Annotated in this window: 17 protein-coding genes; 8 read left to right on the forward strand and 9 right to left on the reverse strand. The window is 55.8% G+C overall.

All coding sequences use genetic code 11. From position 1 onward, the window contains the following. Window positions 1-191 precede the first annotated feature (191 nt). Window positions 192-1,673 carry a ketol-acid reductoisomerase gene (gene ilvC / locus JQC75_RS16860; RefSeq protein ID WP_203325171.1) on the reverse strand — a complete coding sequence of 494 codons (1,482 nt, stop codon included), beginning with the start codon at window positions 1,671-1,673 and terminating at the stop codon, window positions 192-194. A 215-nt stretch (window positions 1,674-1,888) separates the two neighbouring features. On the opposite strand from ilvC, the gene ilvY reads away from it, so the two are divergent. Continuing rightward, window positions 1,889-2,767 (forward strand): HTH-type transcriptional activator IlvY, encoded by an 879-nt coding sequence (gene ilvY, locus JQC75_RS16865; protein ID WP_203325172.1) that lies wholly within the window; start codon window positions 1,889-1,891, stop codon window positions 2,765-2,767. A gap of 51 nt (window positions 2,768-2,818) precedes the next feature. On the opposite strand, the gene paeA is transcribed toward ilvY, so the two are convergent. Then, a complete protein-coding gene (gene paeA / locus JQC75_RS16870) occupies window positions 2,819-4,129 on the reverse strand; it encodes a polyamine export protein PaeA (RefSeq protein WP_203325173.1) in 1,311 nt (436 codons plus the stop codon). An 80-nt stretch (window positions 4,130-4,209) separates the two neighbouring features. Here paeA and JQC75_RS16875 point away from each other — a divergent pair, with 80 nt between their 5' ends. Next, complete coding sequence (locus JQC75_RS16875) at window positions 4,210-5,013, forward strand: substrate-binding periplasmic protein (protein WP_203325174.1); 804 nt, start codon at window positions 4,210-4,212, stop codon at window positions 5,011-5,013. An 86-nt stretch (window positions 5,014-5,099) separates the two neighbouring features. On the opposite strand, the gene JQC75_RS16880 is transcribed toward JQC75_RS16875, so the two are convergent. Further along, on the reverse strand, window positions 5,100-6,929 hold the full coding sequence (locus JQC75_RS16880) for a sensor domain-containing diguanylate cyclase (protein ID WP_203325175.1): 1,830 nt from the start codon (window positions 6,927-6,929) through the stop codon (window positions 5,100-5,102). 42 nt (window positions 6,930-6,971) lie between these two features. Then, on the reverse strand, window positions 6,972-7,985 hold the full coding sequence (locus tag JQC75_RS16885) for an ABC transporter substrate-binding protein (RefSeq protein ID WP_203325176.1): 1,014 nt from the start codon (window positions 7,983-7,985) through the stop codon (window positions 6,972-6,974). 219 nt (window positions 7,986-8,204) lie between these two features. Between JQC75_RS16885 and JQC75_RS16890 the strand changes: the two genes are divergently transcribed. Then, a complete protein-coding gene (locus JQC75_RS16890) occupies window positions 8,205-9,731 on the forward strand; it encodes a YifB family Mg chelatase-like AAA ATPase (protein WP_203325177.1) in 1,527 nt (508 codons plus the stop codon). A gap of 234 nt (window positions 9,732-9,965) precedes the next feature. Here JQC75_RS16890 and JQC75_RS16895 read toward each other — a convergent pair whose 3' ends face one another. The 4 genes from JQC75_RS16895 to JQC75_RS16910 all read right to left on the reverse strand — a co-directional run bounded on the left by JQC75_RS16895 (window position 9,966) and on the right by JQC75_RS16910 (window position 13,965). After that, on the reverse strand, window positions 9,966-10,829 hold the full coding sequence (locus JQC75_RS16895) for a substrate-binding periplasmic protein (protein ID WP_203325178.1): 864 nt from the start codon (window positions 10,827-10,829) through the stop codon (window positions 9,966-9,968). Window positions 10,830-10,905: 76 nt separating this feature from the next. Continuing rightward, entirely contained in the window at window positions 10,906-11,808 is a 903-nt protein-coding gene (locus tag JQC75_RS16900; RefSeq protein ID WP_203325179.1) for an aspartyl protease family protein, read from the reverse strand. Window positions 11,809-11,869: 61 nt separating this feature from the next. Next, window positions 11,870-13,273: a sensor histidine kinase gene (locus JQC75_RS16905; protein ID WP_203325180.1), complete on the reverse strand. Its 1,404-nt coding sequence runs from the start codon at window positions 13,271-13,273 to the stop codon at window positions 11,870-11,872. After that, window positions 13,270-13,965 (reverse strand): response regulator transcription factor, encoded by a 696-nt coding sequence (locus JQC75_RS16910; RefSeq protein WP_203325181.1) that lies wholly within the window; start codon window positions 13,963-13,965, stop codon window positions 13,270-13,272. The genes JQC75_RS16905 and JQC75_RS16910 overlap by 4 nt, the downstream gene beginning before the upstream one ends. A 179-nt stretch (window positions 13,966-14,144) precedes the next feature. Here JQC75_RS16910 and JQC75_RS16915 point away from each other — a divergent pair, with 179 nt between their 5' ends. Together JQC75_RS16915 and JQC75_RS16920 are read left to right on the forward strand one after the other, a co-directional pair. Further along, on the forward strand, window positions 14,145-15,065 hold the full coding sequence (locus JQC75_RS16915; RefSeq protein WP_203325182.1) for an acyltransferase: 921 nt from the start codon (window positions 14,145-14,147) through the stop codon (window positions 15,063-15,065). Continuing rightward, window positions 15,058-15,999 (forward strand): acyltransferase, encoded by a 942-nt coding sequence (locus JQC75_RS16920; RefSeq protein WP_203325183.1) that lies wholly within the window; start codon window positions 15,058-15,060, stop codon window positions 15,997-15,999. Before JQC75_RS16915 ends, JQC75_RS16920 begins: the two co-directional genes overlap by 8 nt. A gap of 86 nt (window positions 16,000-16,085) precedes the next feature. Here JQC75_RS16920 and JQC75_RS16925 read toward each other — a convergent pair whose 3' ends face one another. Further along, a complete protein-coding gene (locus JQC75_RS16925) occupies window positions 16,086-16,607 on the reverse strand; it encodes a 2-thiouracil desulfurase family protein (protein WP_203325184.1) in 522 nt (173 codons plus the stop codon). Window positions 16,608-16,947: 340 nt separating this feature from the next. On the opposite strand from JQC75_RS16925, the gene JQC75_RS16930 reads away from it, so the two are divergent. The 3 genes from JQC75_RS16930 to prpC all read left to right on the forward strand — a co-directional run bounded on the left by JQC75_RS16930 (window position 16,948) and on the right by prpC (window position 19,929). Next, window positions 16,948-17,718 (forward strand): GntR family transcriptional regulator, encoded by a 771-nt coding sequence (locus tag JQC75_RS16930; protein ID WP_203325185.1) that lies wholly within the window; start codon window positions 16,948-16,950, stop codon window positions 17,716-17,718. Next, window positions 17,715-18,599, forward strand: a complete 885-nt coding sequence (prpB, locus tag JQC75_RS16935) for a methylisocitrate lyase (RefSeq protein WP_203325186.1) — start codon at window positions 17,715-17,717, stop codon at window positions 18,597-18,599. Before JQC75_RS16930 ends, prpB begins: the two co-directional genes overlap by 4 nt. A 193-nt stretch (window positions 18,600-18,792) precedes the next feature. Then, complete coding sequence (gene prpC, locus JQC75_RS16940; protein WP_011761402.1) at window positions 18,793-19,929, forward strand: bifunctional 2-methylcitrate synthase/citrate synthase; 1,137 nt, start codon at window positions 18,793-18,795, stop codon at window positions 19,927-19,929. Window positions 19,930-20,004: the final 75 nt, after the last annotated feature.

Raw genomic sequence — 20,004 nt, forward strand, 5'->3', positions numbered from 1 at the left:
TTTGCATTCCAAAAAAGATTCAGCTTCCCTGCCGAGACAATGCAAACAACAACAGAAAAAGTATCGAGCTTGGCCACAAGCTCAGGCCTCTCGGCCAGCGTCAGTTGTGACCACTCAACACAACTGTTGCTTTATTGCATTTGTTGCAACCGGGCTGTTGGCTCCTTGAACGGCCCGGCATGGTGCCCCTGTTACTGGGCAGCGCTGATGCGCTTCATGTCTTTCATGTAGCCGCGCAGCTCTTCACCGATAAACTCGACGGCGGTGTTGCGGATGGCCTGGTTCACTTCAATCAAACGCACGTTATCCACGGCATTGCTGATGTCTTTCAGCCCACCACCCAGGTACTCGGATGACATGGACTTCACGTAGCCGCGCAGCAAAGGTACGGCGGCATGGTTGAACAGGTAGCAGCCATATTCGGCGGTATCTGAAATCACCACGTTCATCTCGTACAGACGCTTACGGGCGATGGTGTTGGCGATCAAAGGCGTTTCGTGCAACGACTCGTAATAGGCTGATTCTTCGATAATTCCGGCGTCAACCATGGTATCGAACGCCAGCTCTACACCGGCCTTGATCATGGCCACCAGGAAGATGCCCTTGTCGAAGTAAGTCTGCTCGTCGATATGCTCATTGCTGCTTGGGGCATTCTCAAACGCAGTCTCGTTGGTTTCGGCGCGCCAGCGCAGCAGATTGGCATCGTCGTTGGCCCAGTCTTCCATCATCACGCGGGAGAATTCGCCGCTGATGATGTCATCCATGTGCTTCTCGAACAGAGGTGCCAGAATGCCTTTCAATTCTTCCGCCATATCAAAGGCTTTGATCTTGGCTGGGTTAGACAGGCGATCCATCATGTTGGTGATACCGCCCTGCTTGAGCGCTTCGGTGATGGTCTCCAGACCCTGCTGGATAAGCTTGGCGGCATAGCCAGGCTCAACACCGTCGGCCACCATCTTCTCGTAGCCGAGGATGGCAGAGGTTTGCAGCATGCCACACAGGATGGTCTGCTCGCCCATGAGGTCAGATTTCACTTCAGCGATAAAGGATGAGTGCAACACGCCGGCACGGTCGCCGCCGGTGGCACTGGCGTAGGCCTTGGCAATCTCCAGGCCGTCACCGCGTGGGTCGTTCTCCGGGTGAACCGCAATCAGGGTAGGTACACCGAAACCACGCTTGTATTCTTCACGTACTTCGGTGCCGGGGCACTTGGGCGCCACCATGATAACGGTGATATCGGGGCGAACCTGCATGCCTTCTTCAACGATGTTGAAGCCGTGGGAATAAGACAGGGTCGCGCCCTGTTTCATCAGCGGCATCACAGTGTTAACCACGTTGGAATGCTGCTTGTCCGGGGTCAGGTTCAGTACCAGATCCGCCTGAGGGATCAGCTCTTCGAAGGTGCCAACCTTAAAACCGTTGTCGGTGGCTTTTTTCCAGGAAGCGCGCTTTTCAGCAATAGCCTCAGCACGCAGGGCGTAGGAGATATTCAGGCCAGAATCGCGCATGTTCAGGCCCTGGTTAAGGCCCTGAGCGCCACAGCCGAGGATAACGATATTCCAGCCCTTGATGTAGTCACAACCGTTTTCAAACTCGCTGCGATCCATAAAACGACACTGGCTCAGCTGGGCCAGCTGCTGACGTAAATTCAATGAGTTAAAGTAGTTAGCCATAGTGAATACCACTTATCCTTCGTCAATTGGGTTCAAACAATCAGTGTGGCGTTAATGTCGTTAACCGATTGTGATTGAACTCACTATAGAACAGAGATAGCATTGCTCAAAATGATATAAACGAAACATTACATTTCATTTTTTGCAATGAACTTCCTATCATTAGATCCTGATACGGCGTCCGGGACACCTGTGAGGACGCCAGTGAGGTTGGCATGGATATTCGCGAGATAAAGCTGTTTTTAAACCTGTGCGACACCCTGCAGTTTGCCCGCACCGCCGAGCAAATGCATGTGAGCCCATCCACCTTAAGCCGTGCCATGCAGCGACTGGAAGAAGAAGCCGGTACCCGACTCTTTGAGCGCGATAACCGCAGCGTTAACCTGACCTCGGCCGGGGTGGAGTTTCGCCGTTTTGCCCAGGACATGGTGAATGGCTGGGACCAGTTGATAAGCCGTATCGACCCTAATCAGCTGCAGCTCAAGGGCAGACTGAATCTCTACTGCTCGGTCACGGCCGCATACAGCCACCTGCCCAAATTGCTGGACAGATTTCGCCGGGAACACCCCTTGGTGGAAATCGTGCTCAATACCGGTGATGCCGCCAATGCCGTGGGTGAGGTGCAACAAAACCGCGCCGATATCGCTATTGCCGCCCTGCCAGAGCCCTTTCCGGATAACCTCCATTTTTCGCCGATTGAAACCATTCCCCTGAGTATCATTGCCCCTCAGGTGGCTTGCCGCGCGCGGGAGCTTTTGGCCGAAGAGACCATTCCCTGGGACAAGCTGCCCTTTATCATCCCCGAGCATGGCCCCGGCAGACGCCGCGCCGACGCCTGGTTCAAGGCCATGGGGATCAATGCCAACATCTACGCCAAGGTGTCGGGGCACGAGGCGATTGTGTCCATGGTGGCGCTCGGCTGCGGCGTGAGTATCACCCCGGAAGTGGTGATTCAGCACAGTCCGGTGCGCGACCGCATAGCGCTTATTCCAAGCCCTGTGGCCATAGCGCCCTTTGAGCTGGGATGTTGCTGCAAGGCCAAGCGCCGTAACGACCCGCTAATAGCCGCCTTTCTGGATTGCATCGACTACTGATCGCCAGCCATAAAAAAGGCCGCATCATGCGGCGATTTGTTATTTTGGGGTTTACTGATCCTCAGCACCCGTCGGCAATTCCACCTTGGTCACCAGCAGTTGATCCACCTTGTATGAGTCGATATCGACCACTTCAAACTTGTAACCGGCATAGACCACAAAGTCAGTGCGACGGGGAATTTTTCGCAGCATAAACATAATGAAGCCTGCGATGGTTTCGTAGTTCTGGCTCTGGGGGAAACTGTCGATGCCAAAGGCACGCATCACATCGGTAATGGGGGTCACCCCGTCCACCAGCCATGAGGACGCATCACGGGCGACGATTTGCTCTTCGCCTTCGGCAAGCGACCAGGTGCCCATCACGGCACTTTGCAGGTCGTTAAAGGTCACCACACCCAGCACCAGCGCATACTCATTGAGCACTACAGCAAAGTCGACCCTGTTATTACGGAAGTAATCCAGCGCCTCAGACAGGCTCAGGGTATCGGGAATGATGGGGCAGCTTTGCACCAGTGAAGGGTCTTTCAGATTCAGGGCCTGACCGCTGATCACCTTGATGAGCAAATCCTTGGAGTCCACATAACCCTTGATGGCATCCAGCTGACCATCACAGAGCAGAAACTGGCTGTGGGGGTCGGCGGCAATTTTGCGCTTGATGTCTTCCTCGGTGTCGCTTTGCAGGAAGAACACCAGGCTCTCCCGCGGCGTCATGGCAGAAGTCACAGGAACGCTTTGCATTTCAAACACGTTCTCCATCATCTTCTGCTCACCTTTGTCGATAACACCTGCCTCGGCACCGGCATCCATCACAGCATAGATATCATCTTCAGTGATGGCGTCGTTACGCTCCGTGCGGATCCTCAGCATGCGGAACAGGCCATTGGCGAGGCCGTTGAATACCCACACCAGGGGGCGCAGCAAGGTAATGCAAAGGCCCATGGCGCCCACCAGGGACACGGCAACCCGCTCCGGCATGGCCATGGCGATACGCTTTGGCATCAAGTCTGCCAGCAAAATAAACAGGCTGGTCACCAGCATAAACGACAAGACAAAACTGAATTGACCCAGCCACTTAGCCGGCACTATGCCATCCAGCATCGCCATGATGTGGGGCGTAAAGGCCGACTCACCCACAATACCGCCCATGATAGCCACGGCATTGAGGCCTATCTGCACCACGGTAAAGAAACTGCCGGGATGAGCCTGTAACTCCAGTACTTTGCGAGCCCGTTCATTGCCCTCATCGGCCAACTGTCGCAGGCGAATTTTACGGGCAGCCGCCAGGGCAATTTCTGACATGGAAAAAAAACAGCTGATGCCAATAAGCATCAGAATAATCAAACTATTTTCAAAGAAACTCATCTTTCAATCCGTCCTGCAACTGAGGCAATACGCAGATATCTTGCTATACTCAGGGATGCGGCTAAAGCCGGAGGGGAGCTATGTTTAAGCTATTATATACACTCGTGTTTTGCAGCTTTGTGACCCTGTTCTCGACCGCAGTCAATGCCCAGAACGAGTCCCCCTTGGTGTTTTGTGTTGAATCCACGGAATTTCCACCCTTCAACTACTTTGTCCGGGACGGAAAACATAAGACAGAGACCCTTGCCGGTTACGACATTGAGGTGCTCAAACACGTTTTTGAAGATATTCCCTATGAAGTGATAGCCCTACCCTGGCGGCGCTGCCTGATGTCGCTGACGACAGGGGCCGTGGACGCTGCCATGAGTGCCTCAATGAATGATCAGCGCCGCAAGGATTATATCTCATCCGCTCCCTATTATTATCTGACACCCGGTTATTTTTTTCTGAAACAAAACACTGATGCTCCCCGGGAAGTCGCGGCCGCCGAAGACCTCTGGCAATACGGTGCCCTCTGCGGCCTTGGGGGCCATAACTACGCCAACTTTGGACTGGCTGCCGAGAAGGATGTGATGCGAATGGCGAGTTATGAGCAGCTGGCGGAGACCCTGAAAATGGGGCGCTGCCATTTTTATCTGGACCGTCTGGAACTGGTCGCCCCCAATATGGCCTTGATGGACAACCCACCCTTGCCACCCTTGGAGAAAGGCCTGATTAACGGCGCCGCCGCTGAGCCTTTTTATGTACTGATTTCCCGCAAAAGTCCAAACAGCGAAAGTCTGAAACGCCTTTTTGATGAGCGCATTGCGGTGCTCAGAGCATCCGGGAAGCTGGCACAAATCCTGGAACAGGCAACAAAACAAGTGGAACCTGCCACCCGCTAGACCCTGCGTTCATGCCGCTGCGATATCTGATAGGTACCGGCATGACTGCACCAGACCAAAGCCCGCCGCAGAGCGGCAAATCGCACTCAGGAAGAAGAAATCAGTCTCGCCTTTGGGCTGACATCGCCATTGATGACCGCAAGGTTGCGCCCCAGCTGCTTGGCCCGATACAGGCTTGCATCGGCCTGGCTCAAGGCATCGCGGATATTGCAGCTATCATCCAGAGTGATAGCGCCCAAACTCAGGGTGACTATGCCAAAATGCGATCCCCTGTGCTCTATGCCGAGATTTCGCACATATTGCAGCAGCCTGTCGCATAACGCCTCAAGCTCGGATTCGCTCATCACAGGCGCTATCAGGGCAAATTCTTCACCACCGATGCGCGCCAGCAGGGCATCATCAGGCAACAGCGTTTGAAGGGCCTGTGCCAGCTTTTTCAGCACATCGTCACCGGCCACATGGCCATAGGTATCGTTGTAACCTTTGAAAAAGTCCACATCCGCCATCAACAGCACTCCCCCTTGCTCGAGTTGCGTCGATAAGCGCTCAGTAAAGGGACGCCGGTTGGTGAGGCCAGTCAGCGGGTCAGTTACGGCCTCTCTGGCAAGGTGCATATTGGCGCGCAGCAGTTCCTGTTGCAGCTCAAACATCCTCGCCTCGTGCCGCTCTCTGAGCCATAACTCATTCAGTGCCGAGGCAAACTGAGTCAATATGTGCGTCTTTTCCGGACTCCAATTCAGTGGGCCTTGCCGATTGGCCACCGACAGCACCCCCAGCAGAGTGTCTCCATCGGCAATGGCAAACCCCGCCACCGAGACAATACCCACTTGTTTCATGTAGCGGTATTCCAGCGATGATGGGTCCTTCAGGTTTTCAATATCTTCAATGACCAGCGTATGACTCTGCCCAAATTTTTGTTTGAGCAATGGCAGGTTATCTATCACCAACTCACTGGCGGGGGTATCTGAGTCGTTAGAAGACCAGAAGCTGCGATATCTGGCCTTGCCCTGCTGAAACTCCAGCACACTGACCCGCTCAACCCCCAATAACGCGCCAAGCTCACGGGTGAAATGGTTCAGCTCTTCGCTGGCATCGGCGCTGCTGGCCGCCAAAAATTGCAGGCTCACCTGGGCCAGCAGGCTGTTGGCACTGGCAAGCCAGGTCAGCTGGGAGTCCTGGGCGGCCACTGTGTGACTGAGGGCTCTGCCTCTTCTTGCCAGCTGGCGCTGCTGCAGGCGGATAAGGGCAAGATCGGACCTGAGTCTGTGGTACATCGCCTCCAGCGCCCGGCCCACCGAACCTATTTCATCCTGCTCATTGGCGGGCCAAAAGGGCTTATTGATGCGCTCGCCATTGGCCAACCTCACGGTATTGGCAAAGGCCGATAAACGGGCAAGGCGCCTAATCACCAGATGTTTGAGCAGCGACAGAATGACGAAGGCCATGACCAGGGTTTTAATGCCGTTTCCCAGCACCAGAAACACCATCTGCTGCCACAGCATCCGATAAATTTCACTGTTGCTGAGCACCACCCTGAGCCTCGCAATGGGCTGCGGCTCAAACAGCACAGGCATTTCAATTCCGGCATTGGGGTTGGTCTGCGCCGAACTGGCGGCATGGCCCGAACGCACAGTAAAACCATCGAGACTGGCCAGCTCAACAAAGCTGACCGCGGGCAGGCGCGACACCGCCAACACAAGATCATTCAGCAGAGGCCTGTCCGCATCCCACAACGCCTGGGCGATGGACGGCAGTATCAGCTCGCTGTAACCGCGAATTTCGGCCTTGGCATTGTCCACGGCCCCCAGATAGTTCCACACAAACTGGATAAGCATGGTAACCAGCGCCAGCAGAGTGCTGACGCCAATGATCATGCCTGTCACCTTACGGCTGATGGAATGTACGCCGGAGCTCAACAGTTCACCTTCATTCGAGTTAGATTGACACGGGAAAACCCATCACAGGCTTCCGGGTATCCTTGTGGGGTCGAGCACCAGATCCAAAAGTCCCGCCCAGTCACGCTTTTCCAACGCATCAAACAGCGGCGTGTCCGGCTCCAGCAATCGGAACAATGAAATATGCACCTCAGGGTACTGGCCGGTGTCCCTGAACTGGCGAATATTCGCCAGGGCAACACCAGCAACCAGAAAATGCCCGCCGCCCAGGGCATTGATTTCCCCGGCGCGCCTGAGAGCCAGTACCTGGGGTGACGTGTTGATGGTGGACAGCAAGACATCCTTACCCGGTGTAAGTTGCTTTTCTTTCAGCGCCCGGATAACACCAAAGGCCATATGGTCGTTGGCGGTCCACACCGCATTCAAAGAGGGATAGCGCTGCAACAGCACCTGAGCCTGCTGATATGCCTTGTCTTCCTGCCACTGACCATAGACGGTTTGCTCCACAGTGACGTCCGACTCAGCCTGAAACACAGCCAAAGCCCCTTGCGTCCGCTCCACCGAGGCGGGCGTTGTTTTATCGCCGGAGATCAGCACCAATTGAGCTGGTTGCTGCCCCAGTTTCTTTACCAGTGCCGTCGCCGTCAGAGTGCCAACGTCCTGATTATCTGGGACAACCGCCGGCAATAAGTAGGTGCGCCAATGTGGATCCTTAAGCAGGTTTTGGCGCTCTTCGAGACTGATATCATTGAGGATGAACTGGATATATACGGGTTTGCGGTAAAAGGCGTCGAGCATCCGAAGACCGCCGTGCTTTTCGTTAACCATCAGCACAAATGCCGGAAGTGTCGCACGCCCAGCTACTTCCGTGGCCTGACGTATCATATGGAAGTGGTTGCGGTCCGAGTGCAGGGTCTCGACTTGCATGTCCAACCGGGCGGCGCTGGCCTCGAGCAAGCTATCAACATCGCCCCAAAAACTTTCGCTGCTGTATCCCGGATTCAGAAACAACACTGGCGTTTTTGCATAAGAAGGGGAAAAAATCAGCCAGAACCCCAAGATAAACAACAGCCGCATGAGCACACCTTAATCTCCCAAGAGCCTTGTATCCGTGCCGGTGGAGCATCTTCCCTGATGATTATTTACAGTCAATTTAACCATAAATCTCACATTTGATAACACAATGCAATGTAGCATTTGGTGGCCTTGTCTCTTGGTGAGATAAAACACCATGGGATTACATTTTCCCGACACCTGCTAAGCTTAGGTCATCTTTGGAACAAAAGGACTTGTCCCATGGCCATTGCCTGTGTCGCCACCCGTGCCAGCCTGGGGGTTGAAGCCCCGGCGGTTACCGTTGAAGTCCATCTCGCCAATGGCCTGCCCGCCTTTAATCTGGTTGGCCTGCCGGAGGCCTCGGTCAAAGAGGCCAGAGAGCGGGTACGCAGTGCCCTGGTGAACGCCGGGTTCGAGTTCCCCATGCGCCGCATCACAGTGAATCTCGCCCCCGCCGATCTGCCCAAACAGGGTGGCCGTTACGATCTGCCCATCGCCATCGGCATTCTTGCGGCCTCCGGCCAAATCCCCCTCACCAGTCTTAAAGACCGCGAGTTTGTTGGCGAACTGGCACTGTCGGGAGATATTCGCCATTGTCCGGGTCTGCTGCCCGTTATTGTGGCGGCTCGCCGGGGTGGTCGCGAACTTATATTGCCGCTCGCCAACCGTGCCGATGCCGAACTGGTGGATTATCCCGCCATTCGCCTGTGCAGCCAGTTGGTACATCTGGTGGCCTTCCTTCACGGCCAGCAGCCCCTGCCGGGGCTGGAGCAGGGCGCCGAATGGCTCGATGACACGCCAAGCAGCGCGCTTTGCCTGAGCGACGTGATTGGCCAGTATCAAGCCAAACAGGCACTGGAAATCGCCGCTGCAGGTTCACACAATTTACTGATGCTGGGCCTTCCCGGCTGCGGTAAAACCATGCTCGCCAGCCGTATCATGGGGCTGCTGCCCCCCTTGGGCTATGACGAAGCCCTCGAGGTCGCGGCGCTGCATTCAGTAGCAGGGCTCAATATCAAACCCAGCGAGTTCCACCGCCGTCCGTTCAGGTCGCCCCACCACACCTGTTCAGCCATCTCCCTGGTGGGGGGTGGCAGTGTGCCCAAGCCCGGGGAAATCTCCCTCGCCCACCGGGGCGTGCTGTTTCTCGATGAGCTGGCCGAATTCCCCCGCAAGGTGCTCGACTGTTTGCGCGAACCCATGGAAACCGGCGAAGTGGTGATTTCACGGGCAGCCGCAAAGCTCACCTTTCTCAGCCGATTTCAATTAGTTGCCGCCATGAACCCCAGCCCCTGCGGCAGCATGGGACCAGGCAGCCGCTCAAGCCCTGATCAGATAAACCGCTACCTCGGCAGGCTCTCGGGCCCTTTTCTTGACCGCTTCGATTTGTCCATCGAAGTCCCCCCTCTGCCACCGGGCACCCTGACTCAGGAAGGCAACAGTGGTGAAACCAGCCAAAGCGTCGCCCAGCGCGTTCACCGCGCCAGGGAACGGCAGCTTGCCCGGGCAGGCGTACTGAATGCCGAACTCTCGGGCAAGGCACTGAAAAACGCAGGATTTAACAGCACAGACCTCAGTTTTCTTGAGCAGAGTGTCAATCGACTTGGGCTGTCGGTACGCAGCTTTCATCGCCTGCAGCGGGTCGCCCGCACCATCGCAGATTTGGAAAACAGCAATACGGTAGAGAGGCGCCATATCGCACAGGCGCTGGGTTACAGGGCCATGGACAGGCTGCTCGCCAATCTTGGACAGCAACTCGGGCGCTGACTCTATCACATCCCATAAAGCAACAAAGGACTGATTTTTGAGGAATCATCCCTTTGGATTCTGGGTACAGAGCCATAACTATCCCGGATACATTGCAGCGAAATTCAGGCGGGATTCAGATTGATGGACTGGATCCACCATTGGATATTGGCCAGGGAGGAGACAACAGTGCACGCAACGCCCTGTGCTTATCGGGCCGATACCAGTGGTCATCGAAGTGCGCTGACAGCGACGTCAGTGGCTTTGTGCGGGGAGCGTATCTGTGGCAGCGTTCAGGTACCTTTGATATAGCGTATCGAGCGTGCCATCCTGGCGCATCTCATACAGCGCCGCCGCCAAACGCGCCGGCACACTGCCAGCCACAAAACGCTGTGGCTGATTGTCTACACCGACAGGAATTGACGGATCGTAGTCAGGGTTGGGTTCAAGCTCCGCCCATCGGGAATTTTTGGAAAACCCCAGGCTTGCCCACTCATTCCCCTGATGCAACCGGCGGTGCAATTGCACCTTGGTACTGCGACTCTGTGCCAGAGCGTATTCAAGGGGTTCGGCCTCGTACAGATAGGCATCGGCTCGACCTTTTTCAATCATATGAATGGCTTTTTGCAGGTCCATTTCGGCCACGTCTATCCGGGTAACCCTGGCCTCACCAAAGCCGAGCATCCCCAGATAGTCTGGGTTACCGAGGACATGAAGCATAACCAAGCCATCAAAGTCTTCCGTACGCTCCAATCGCTTCACCTCTGGGCGGGAAATGGCGTAGTAATTGACCCTGAGACCATTGGCCACGAACTGACAATAGCCCTGTCGGCTATCGCTGAAGGTGAACTGAGGATAAAAGTCCACACTGCCATCCATCAATCCCTTGATAACCCTGACCTTGGGCAAGCGAACTATCTGAAGCGACACCCCAATACGCCGTGCCGCCTCGAGGTACATGTCTTCAAACAGCCCGTGATTATCGGGCGCCCTGGCGATAAAGGGCAACTTTTCGGTGGTGCGGTAAGCCATGGTGAGCGTCACCGCATCGCCAGCAAGAATGGGCAAGCTCAGCACAGGAAGCAAAAGCATCAACAGCAATATAAGTTTGGAGGGCATAAAACCAATCAGGACGAAAATGCCATGAACGAAGTGTTACCCATGTCCCCTCACTATGCCATCGCCTGTTGCGTCTTCAGCCGAAAAAGAACTGCTGCCTGTGGTAGTCGATGACCAGCCTACCCTTGGAAAACTGCGCAAGACCAAGCAATAAAAAGGGTTTTTCAGCATACCCCAGCTGATTGAACACATGCAGGTCCGCCTGATACATGCCGGGGTCAGTGACTTGATGCGATCCCAATTGGTACTGCACATTGGCCAGCCCCAGCCGCGACTGAGTGGCGCCTGACAACCCCTGGGTACTGTCGCTCTCCAACTGCTCAACGTTCTGCAGCAGGCTTAGCAGCGCCGAGTTCATGTAGCTTTTTGGTGCCCCGGTATCCAGCAGCACATCCACTTCGACGCCCTCAAAAGTCGCCTTGGTCCAAATAAACTCATTACGGATCTCGAAGGGAACTGCCTTGAGTCCACGTGTCCATTCATCCGGGCAGGCAGAGTCTGCCAGCATCAATGCGCCCTGACCAAGATTGGCTGCCACACAGAACTGTGCGAGAAAATTGTGCCCCACAATGCCGGGAACCAGGCCATTACTGAGTGTCAGCTCATCCATGTCCCTGAACAAAAAGTCCAGCTGCTGCCGCGCATACCCTGCCAGTCGAACCTCTTCCACCTCGGCCTCTTCCAGCTTGATGGCGCCGGTCGCCGTTTGTACTTCGGTAGTCTCAAGGCGAAGGCCCGCGTCAGTCAGCCTGCTTTTGAGGCTTTCGGGCAATACGCCTTTTTGGGCAGCGGTATCCAGAATCAAGGGATAATCCTCAACGCCATTAATGCCGGCATAAACGTAGGCGTGGCCCTTGTCGGTAAACTTGAGCGGCAAACTGATGGCCACCGGGGCTGCCGGAGACGGGGTGGGGGATGACAGGCCACAGCCAGCCAGCAAACAACCTACAACCACTAAAGAAATCAAAGGCTTTTTCATTAACTTAGTCCTTAACACTGAGGCGATAGGGCTAAGTTAACAGGGAGTTGTCAAGAAATTATCAAGGCGCCTTAACCAACCAAAGCTCAAACAGGCACCCCTCGCCCGGTGCCGTCGTCAGGGTCAGTTCGGCGCTCATCAGCCTTGCCAGCTCGGCAGAAATCGCCAGCCCCAGCCCCAAGCTATGACGTTCACTCCTGTGCTCTGCGGCGCGATAGAAACGATCGAATGCCCGCGCCTGCTGACCAGCCGACATCCCAGGCCCCCGGTCTTTCACATAAATGCACGCCCTGTCATCCCCAAGCCGGCAACCCAGGGTCAGCACTCCTCCGGCATGGGCATATTTAATGGCGTTGGTCATCAGATTGGCCAGTATTTGAGTCAGTCGCTGAGTGTCAGCCACACACCTGGCATCGGTGGCAATCTCCAGCTCAAGCGTCATCCCAGCCTGTAAACACTGGGGCATAAAGCTGCTTTTCAGGCTTGGCAGCAATGCGTCCACCGTCACAGGCTCAAGCTTCATTGGCAACTGACCGGATTCGGTGAGCGATAACAGACACAGCTGATCGATAAGGTGGGTAATGCGCCCCAAATCCGCCTGCACTAACAACAGCTGGTTATCATCCCTGGGCAACAATCCATCCTGCATAGCCTCGAGCCGCGATTGTACGCCGTTTAGCGGAGTGCGAAGCTCATGGGCCATATCGGAGCTGAGCTGCTTGTACTGCCCTTGGAGCCGTTGAAGCGCCTCAGCCAACTTGTTGAAATTATTTCCTATCTCAGCAATTTCATCCCGCCCTGCAATTTTCACCCGTACGCCGAGATCGCCCGAACCCAATTGAGAGAATCCCAATTCCAGCTGTTTGAGAGGACGCAGAAACAGCTTTGCGCCCACCCAGGCCAACACCACAGCAAGCAGCGAGAGCAGTGCAAAGCTCATTGCAAAGCCGTTACTGAGCTGACGCTTGAGCGCATCCTGCTCATCCCCAAGTGCCAACAAGGACTTAGGCACCCAAATCAACCCCAGCTCCGGCGGCATACCGGGGATCTCATAAGGCTTACGGCCAAAATTTATCGCCACAGATGGCAGACTGCCGACCCTCAATCTGAAACTCAGGCCCTGGGACGTTGGCCATAGCGCCTCCAACGACACACTTGACGGTAAGTTGTGGGCTCTCAGCACGCCGCTTTCAAGCAGAAAAAAGAAATGATCATCGAAGCGGTTTGCCAGCCGCTCTACCACCTGTTGTGGCGGCAGGGGCATATCACCTGTTTGGCCCCAGTTGGCGACGTCCCCCAACACCAGATCATCATCCAGCAGCACATGCCCCAGGGTCACGGCGCTGCGCTGATTGAAGTCAACGATGGCATTGCTGGCATTGAACATCGCCAACAGATAGTAGCCACCCAGCAGCGTGAAAGTACAAAGTCCCACCAGCAGGGCAGCTCGGGTGGCAAGCTTCATGGTTGGCACTCCTTCGCAATAAAGCAGTAACCAAGCCCATGACGGGTTGCAATAAAACGCGGGGCTTGTCTGCTGTCGGCCAACTTTTTCCTGAGATTCGCCAGATGAGTATCGACAGTGCGCTCTGTCACGTCCGGATTTTCACGCCAGAGAGCATCCAGCAAACTGGTACGGCTGAACACCTGACCCGGGCGGGATGCGAGCCATACCAGCAAGCTATATTCACTGGCCGTCAGTGCCACGGGACCCCCGCTCAGAGCGACTGCCGCACTGTCCAAATCGATACTGAGGTCTTCAAACACCAGACGACGCTGCTGATGGCCGCGATAGCTGCGTTTCAGCAGCGCATTGACTCTGGAGACCACTTCCCTTGGGCTGTAGGGTTTGCAAATGTAGTCATCGGCCCCAAGTTCAAAGCCCTCAAGGCGCGCTTCTTCATCGACTCTGGCGGTGACCATGATAGCGGGGATGTGCTTTTCCACGGCCGTTTTCAACAGGCTCCGGCCATCGCCTCCCGGCAGCATCACATCCAGAAGCGCCATATCAAACACCAGGTTTTGCAGGGCCCGTGCGGCATCCTCCGCGTTGTCGAAGTGACTGACACTGTAGCCTTCGCGCACCAAATACAGCTTGAGGATCTCTGCGGAGCCCGGCTCGTCCTCCACATACAGCACCCTGTAATTGCCTGACACTGAAACAACTCCGGTTATCCTTGTTGGCATCTATCTTACCAAGCAACGCAAAAATGGCCATGGAGACAACCCGACAAGCGGGCATCACTGGTAGTGCCAACCGCATCGGCACTGCGGCGCGATTGAGCAATGGGTCATTCACGGTTAACATAGGCATCCACAAATTTATGGAGGTATGAATGCTCGCGTTGCTGTTGCTTATCCGAGGCTCACTGGTTTTTCTGGGTTACACCCTTAACACCTTGTTTTGGTTTGTCCCTATCCTGCTGCTTGGTCTGGTAAAGCTGCTGCCCATTCCTGCCCTGCGCAAGCTGATGTCACATCTTGTGGATGGTTGCGCCTCCAACTGGATTTCAGTGAACGGTTTTATCCAAAATGTGCTGCACCCGGTGCGCATTGAGGTGCTGGGTGACGCTGAACTCACCCGTGACGAGTGGTACATGGTGATAGCCAACCACCAGAGCTGGGTCGATATTCTGGTGCTGCAACGTATCTTTAATCGCAAGATCCCCTTCCTGAAGTTCTTCCTCAAGCAACAGCTGCTCTATGTGCCTGTGCTGGGTCTCGCCTGGTGGGCACTGGATTTCCCTTTCATGCGCCGTTATTCCACCGCCGAGCTGAAAAAGAACCCCAAGCTTAAGGGCAAAGACATTGAAATCACCCGCCGCGCCTGTGCCAAGTTCAAAGACAAGCCGGTGAGCGTAATGAATTTTGTGGAAGGTACCCGTTTTCGGGCTGCCAAACATAAGAAGCAGAACTCCCCCTTCCAGCATTTGCTGCGCCCCAAAGCAGGCGGTATGGCCTTTGCGCTCTCCGCCATGGGGGCGCAAATCCATAAACTGGTGGACGTGACCATTTACTACCCCGGCAAGGTGCCCAGTTTCTGGGAATTTATTTCAGGCCAGGTGGATGAAATCCGCGTCCATGTGACAGTGGCAGACATCGCCGCCGAGATGCGCGGTGACTATATCAACGACCGCGAGTTCAAACAGGATTTTCAGGAACAACTCAATCGCATTTGGTCGCGCAAGGATGGCATACTCGAGCAACTGTCGGGGCAGGAAGAGTTGAAATCAGAGGTTGTTGAACAACATGTTTAATTTTTTGCCGGGGCCGCTGCTGTTTGTAATAAGTAGCATCTTGCTCATTATCAACACCGCTATTTGCGGCTCGCTGGTGTGCATCGGCGGCCTGTTTAAGCTGCTGACGCCCTTTAAAGCAGGCAGGGTCAACATCACCAGGCTGATGAACCGCTTTATGTGGCTGTGGGCAACCTGTAACGGCGGCATCCTGCGCCTGATTGCCAAAATCGAATGGGACGTGAAGGGCCTGGATCAGCTGGATAAAAACGGCTGGTATCTGGTCATAAGTAACCATCTGAGCGGCTTCGATATCGCCGCCCAGACCTATATCCTGCGTAACCACATTCCCATGCTCAAGTTCTTCCTCAAAAAAGAACTTATCTATGTGCCCATCATGGGGCTGGGCTGCTGGGCGCTGGACATGCCCTTTATGAACCGTACCAGCCCCGAGAAGCTCAAGAAGAACCCCAAGCTCAAGGGCAAGGATCTGGAAACCACCCGCAAGGCCTGTGAGAAATTCCGCGATCTGCCAACCTCCATCATCAACTACGTGGAAGGCAGCCGCTTTACTGAAGAAAAGCGCGACAGGCAAAATTCCCCTTATCGCTATCTGCTGCGCCCCAAGGCAGGCGGTATCGCCTTTGCGCTCTCCGCCATGGGAGAGCAGTTCAGCCACCTGCTGAACGTCACCGTGGTGTACCCCGATGCCCCCAAAGACATTCTTGCCGGGGTAATGCAGGGCAAGGTGAGCAAGATAGTGATTCGGGTCGAAGCACTGCCCGTGCCCGAGGTGGACGACAAGCAGTACTTCAGCAATGCCGAGTACCGTGCCCAGTTCCAGCGCTGGCTCAATGGCATCTGGCAGGAAAAAGATGAGCAAATCCACGGGCTGCTGGCCGAGCACAAGGCCAGCACCAGCAGCTACCGCGAGCTGGCCGAGCGCAGCCGCTGAGTTACCTAAATCGCCCATAAAAAACGCCGACCCGAGTCGGCGTTTTTTATGGCTGATGTTTTATTGGGGCTGTGGCTTATCCGTGGTCAGTTCTCAAGCTGCGCCAGCCGCTCGGCCAACTGCTGCAACTGATATTCGGTAAACACTTCAATGCCGTGGCGACCGAGCAGGGCCGCAGTAATGCCGTCGCCCTCAATCAGGGTGCGGGAAAAGCTGCCATCGTAAATCTGCCCATTGCCACAGGACGGGCTGCGGGCTTTTAACACAGCAAAACGAATATTGGCATCACGGGCAAGCCTTAATGCCGCCTCGGCGCCCTGCACAAAGGGGGCAGTCACATCCTCCCCCGTGACTGTAACGACCCGGATGGCGTCTTTGGGATCAGGCACCTGTGTTTCTGCGCCACGTCTTTTGACGTCTGCTGACGGGCTCTTGATTTCTGCCGGAGGCCGGGGCGTCGGCAAACCACCGGCGCACTCGGGGCAGACGCTGACAAAGCGTCCCTCACGCTGCCAGCCTTGCCACAGGGGCGAATCGACCAGATTATCTTTGCCGTCGTATCGCACCGCTTCACCCAGCAGGCAGGCGCTCACCAAAATTTTTTCCATTGCTTCTTTGCTCGACACGGGGCAGCGTCTTTCGCGAAATACCGCCGCAGCTACCCTTATTGGCTGATAGCCACATCATCCCATGCCTTGCAGACAAAGTGCAAAACCGCCAGTTGTCGACAATAAATCTTTTTAACTCGTTGTAACGCTAACAAAACAGCAAACAATACACCTTTAATTAAGCGTTTTTATTCAATAATTTAAGACGCTTTTAAATCAAAATACACCAATGGTTAGACTTACGTCTACGTCAACAGATTGTTGACAATCCGCCATAAGAGGTCTAATTTTCAACCATTGTCAGCGACAGGGCCGCAGCTAAAGCGGCAGCAAGCACCCAATGAGCCAGAGCACCCCAAAAGATCTCAGCACTGAACGCGGCGCCAGCGAGCGCGGCGCGGCCACCCTGGCCGATCAGATCCTGAGCGCCATTCAAACTGCCATCATCAAGGGCGAACTGGCCCCCGGCAGCAAGATCAACGAACAGGCACTGGCCGCCCAATTCGGCATCAGCCGCGGTCCCACCCGTGAAGCCCTGCAAACCCTGGAGCGCCAACGTTTGGTGGTGCGCATGCCCCATGTGGGTGCCCGGGTGGCTCAGCTTTCAGTGGAAGAACTGAACGACCTCTACGACCTGCGCTCCACCCTCGAAGCCATGGCCTGTCGCCTCGCGGCTGAGCGGATCACAGAGGCACAACTTGCCGAGTTGCAGGCACTGCTCGAACGCCAGGAAGCCGCGCTCAAGCAGGGTGACACCTATTTCCAGGAGCAGGGTGATGTGGACTTCCACTATCAAATCATCCGCGCCAGCGGCAACAAACACCTGCAGGAAACCCTGATGGGTGGCCTGTACCACCTGCTGCGCATGTACCGTTATCAGTGCAGCAACCACCAGCGCCCAAGCCGTGCCATCGCCGAACACAGACGCATAGTCGAGGCCATTGCCGAGCGTGATGGCGAGCTGGCGGCGCTCTTGATGCAGCGCCATATCGAACAGGGACGACGCAACACAGAGGCGCGTCTTAAAGAACTCAAGGCCGAGGCCAGCGCCCGTGAGCACAGCTCAGCTACCTTCGCCAATACACAGCAATTAAAGGGAGAGACAGCATGACCCACAGCGCAGGCAAGCGTTTTCGCGACGCACTGGCACGCTCCAAGCCACTGCAAATCGTCGGCACCACCAACGCCTATTTCGCTCTGATGGCCGAAAAGACCGGCTTTCAGGCCCTCTATCTGTCAGGTGCCGGGGTGGCCAACGCCTCCTATGGTCTGCCTGATCTGGGCATGACCTCCATGAACGATGTGCTGATTGATGCCGGTCGCATCACCTCCGCCACCAAGCTGCCACTTTTGGTCGACATCGACACCGGCTGGGGCGGCGCCTTCAACATCGCCCGCACCATCAAGGAATTTGAAAAGGTCGGTGTTGCCGCGGTGCACATGGAAGATCAGGTATCGCAAAAGCGTTGCGGCCACCGCCCCAACAAGGCCGTGGTAAGCACCGAAGAGATGGTTGACCGCATCAAGGCCGCCGTGGATGCCCGCACCGACGAGAACTTCGTCATTATGGCCCGCACCGACGCGGTAGCCGTGGAAGGCCTCGACGCCGGTATCGAGCGCGCCCAGGCCTATATCGAGGCCGGTGCCGACATGATTTTTGCCGAGGCGCTGACTGAACTGCCCCAGTACCGCAAGTTCAAGGACGCGGTAAAAGCCCCCATCCTCGCCAACATGACCGAATTCGGTCAGACCGAGCTGTTCGACAAGTCAGCCCTGTATGAAGCCGGTGCCGACATGGTGCTGTACCCGCTCGGCACCTTCCGCGCCGCCAACCAGGCCGCTCTGAAGGTGATGCAGGCGCTGATGAACGATGGCCACCAGCGCAATGTGTTGGGCACCATGCAAAGCCGCAAAGAGCTGTACGAGTTTTTGAACTACCACAGCTTTGAAGACACGCTGGACCGCCTCTTTGCCGAAGGCAAAAACAAATAAGGCCGCAGGCCTGAACAAGTAAAAGATAAGCAAGGACGAAGACAGCGGGGCATTAAGCCCAGGCAGTAGCTGCTTCCCGCACCGGGCAAGACCCCGGGGCACCAAAAGTAACCCATAAATAGTGCCGGGACCCCATCGACCCTACCCGATGCCGGCAGCCAAGAACAAACGAGTTAACGAGAGGGAATGCAAAATGGCTGAGACAACCGATAAAAAACTGAGTGGTGCAGGCCTGCGTGGTCAAAGCGCCGGTGAAACCGCCCTGAGCACAGTAGGTAAATCCGGCTCAGGCCTCACCTACCGCGGCTATGACGTAAAAGATCTGGCCGAAAACGCCAGCTTCGAAGAAGTGGCCTTTCTCATTCTCTACGGCGAACTGCCCACTCAGCTGGAGCTGGACAACTACCGCGCCAAGCTCAAGGGCCTGCGCGGTCTGCCACAGGCACTGAAAGAAGTGCTGGAGCGCATCCCCGCCAATGCTCACCCCATGGACGTGCTGCGTACCGGTTGCTCTATGCTCGGCAACCTGGAAACCGAACACAGCTTTGCTGACCAGTTTGACGTGACCAACCGCATGCTGGCGGTGTTCCCGTCCATCATCTGCTACTGGTATCGCTTCAGCCACGATGGCGTGCGCATCGAAACCGAGACCGATGACGAGCAAATCGGTGCCCACTTCCTGCACCTGCTGCACGGCAAGGCGCCTTCTGCCCTGCACGCCCGTGTAATGGATGTATCACTCATCCTCTACGCAGAGCACGAGTTCAACGCCTCTACCTTTACCGCCCGCGTCTGTGCCTCCACCCTGTCTGATATGCACTCCTGCGTAACCGGTGCCATCGGCTCACTGCGTGGCCCGCTGCACGGCGGCGCCAACGAGGCGGCCATGGAGCTTATCCAGGACATGCGCGACGAGCAGCACGCCCGCGACGTACTGGCCGGTATGCTGGAGCGCAAAGAGAAGATCATGGGCTTTGGTCACGCCATCTACCGCGAGTCCGACCCACGCAACGCCATCATCAAAGAGTGGTCTGAAAAGCTTGCCAAGGAATACGGCGACGACCGTCTGTACCGTGTTTCCGTGGCATGTGAAGCCTTTATGTGGGAACAGAAGAAACTCTTTTGTAACGCCGACTTCTTCCACGCCAGCGCCTATCACTTCATGGGCATTCCCACCAAGCTGTTCACCCCCATCTTCGTATGCTCACGGGTCAGCGGCTGGACAGCCCACGTGATGGAGCAGCGCAGCAACAACCGCATCATCCGCCCAAGCGCCGATTATGTGGGTGTGGAACTGCGCAGCGTTACTCCCATCAGCGAGCGCGGCTGATAACCGCGGGGCCGACGAGCAGTCGGCCCCCTTAACGCCTGTCGCACCAAAAACAACAGCCACTCACTATTCGCG

This window comes from Shewanella litorisediminis, from assembly GCF_016834455.1.
Lineage (GTDB): Bacteria > Pseudomonadota > Gammaproteobacteria > Enterobacterales > Shewanellaceae > Shewanella > Shewanella litorisediminis.

Coding starts and splice junctions, on each gene's coding strand:
- ilvC (WP_203325171.1), bottom strand. CDS start 1,673: ATGGCTAACTACTTTAACTCATTGAATTTACGTCAGCAGCTGGCCCAG.
- ilvY (WP_203325172.1), top strand. CDS start 1,889: ATGGATATTCGCGAGATAAAGCTGTTTTTAAACCTGTGCGACACCCTG.
- paeA (WP_203325173.1), bottom strand. CDS start 4,129: ATGAGTTTCTTTGAAAATAGTTTGATTATTCTGATGCTTATTGGCATC.
- JQC75_RS16875 (WP_203325174.1), top strand. CDS start 4,210: ATGTTTAAGCTATTATATACACTCGTGTTTTGCAGCTTTGTGACCCTG.
- JQC75_RS16885 (WP_203325176.1), bottom strand. CDS start 7,985: ATGCGGCTGTTGTTTATCTTGGGGTTCTGGCTGATTTTTTCCCCTTCT.
- JQC75_RS16890 (WP_203325177.1), top strand. CDS start 8,205: ATGGCCATTGCCTGTGTCGCCACCCGTGCCAGCCTGGGGGTTGAAGCC.
- JQC75_RS16895 (WP_203325178.1), bottom strand. CDS start 10,829: ATGCCCTCCAAACTTATATTGCTGTTGATGCTTTTGCTTCCTGTGCTG.
- JQC75_RS16900 (WP_203325179.1), bottom strand. CDS start 11,808: ATGAAAAAGCCTTTGATTTCTTTAGTGGTTGTAGGTTGTTTGCTGGCT.
- JQC75_RS16905 (WP_203325180.1), bottom strand. CDS start 13,273: ATGAAGCTTGCCACCCGAGCTGCCCTGCTGGTGGGACTTTGTACTTTC.
- JQC75_RS16915 (WP_203325182.1), top strand. CDS start 14,145: ATGCTCGCGTTGCTGTTGCTTATCCGAGGCTCACTGGTTTTTCTGGGT.
- JQC75_RS16920 (WP_203325183.1), top strand. CDS start 15,058: ATGTTTAATTTTTTGCCGGGGCCGCTGCTGTTTGTAATAAGTAGCATC.
- JQC75_RS16925 (WP_203325184.1), bottom strand. CDS start 16,607: ATGGAAAAAATTTTGGTGAGCGCCTGCCTGCTGGGTGAAGCGGTGCGA.
- JQC75_RS16930 (WP_203325185.1), top strand. CDS start 16,948: ATGAGCCAGAGCACCCCAAAAGATCTCAGCACTGAACGCGGCGCCAGC.
- prpB (WP_203325186.1), top strand. CDS start 17,715: ATGACCCACAGCGCAGGCAAGCGTTTTCGCGACGCACTGGCACGCTCC.
- prpC (WP_011761402.1), top strand. CDS start 18,793: ATGGCTGAGACAACCGATAAAAAACTGAGTGGTGCAGGCCTGCGTGGT.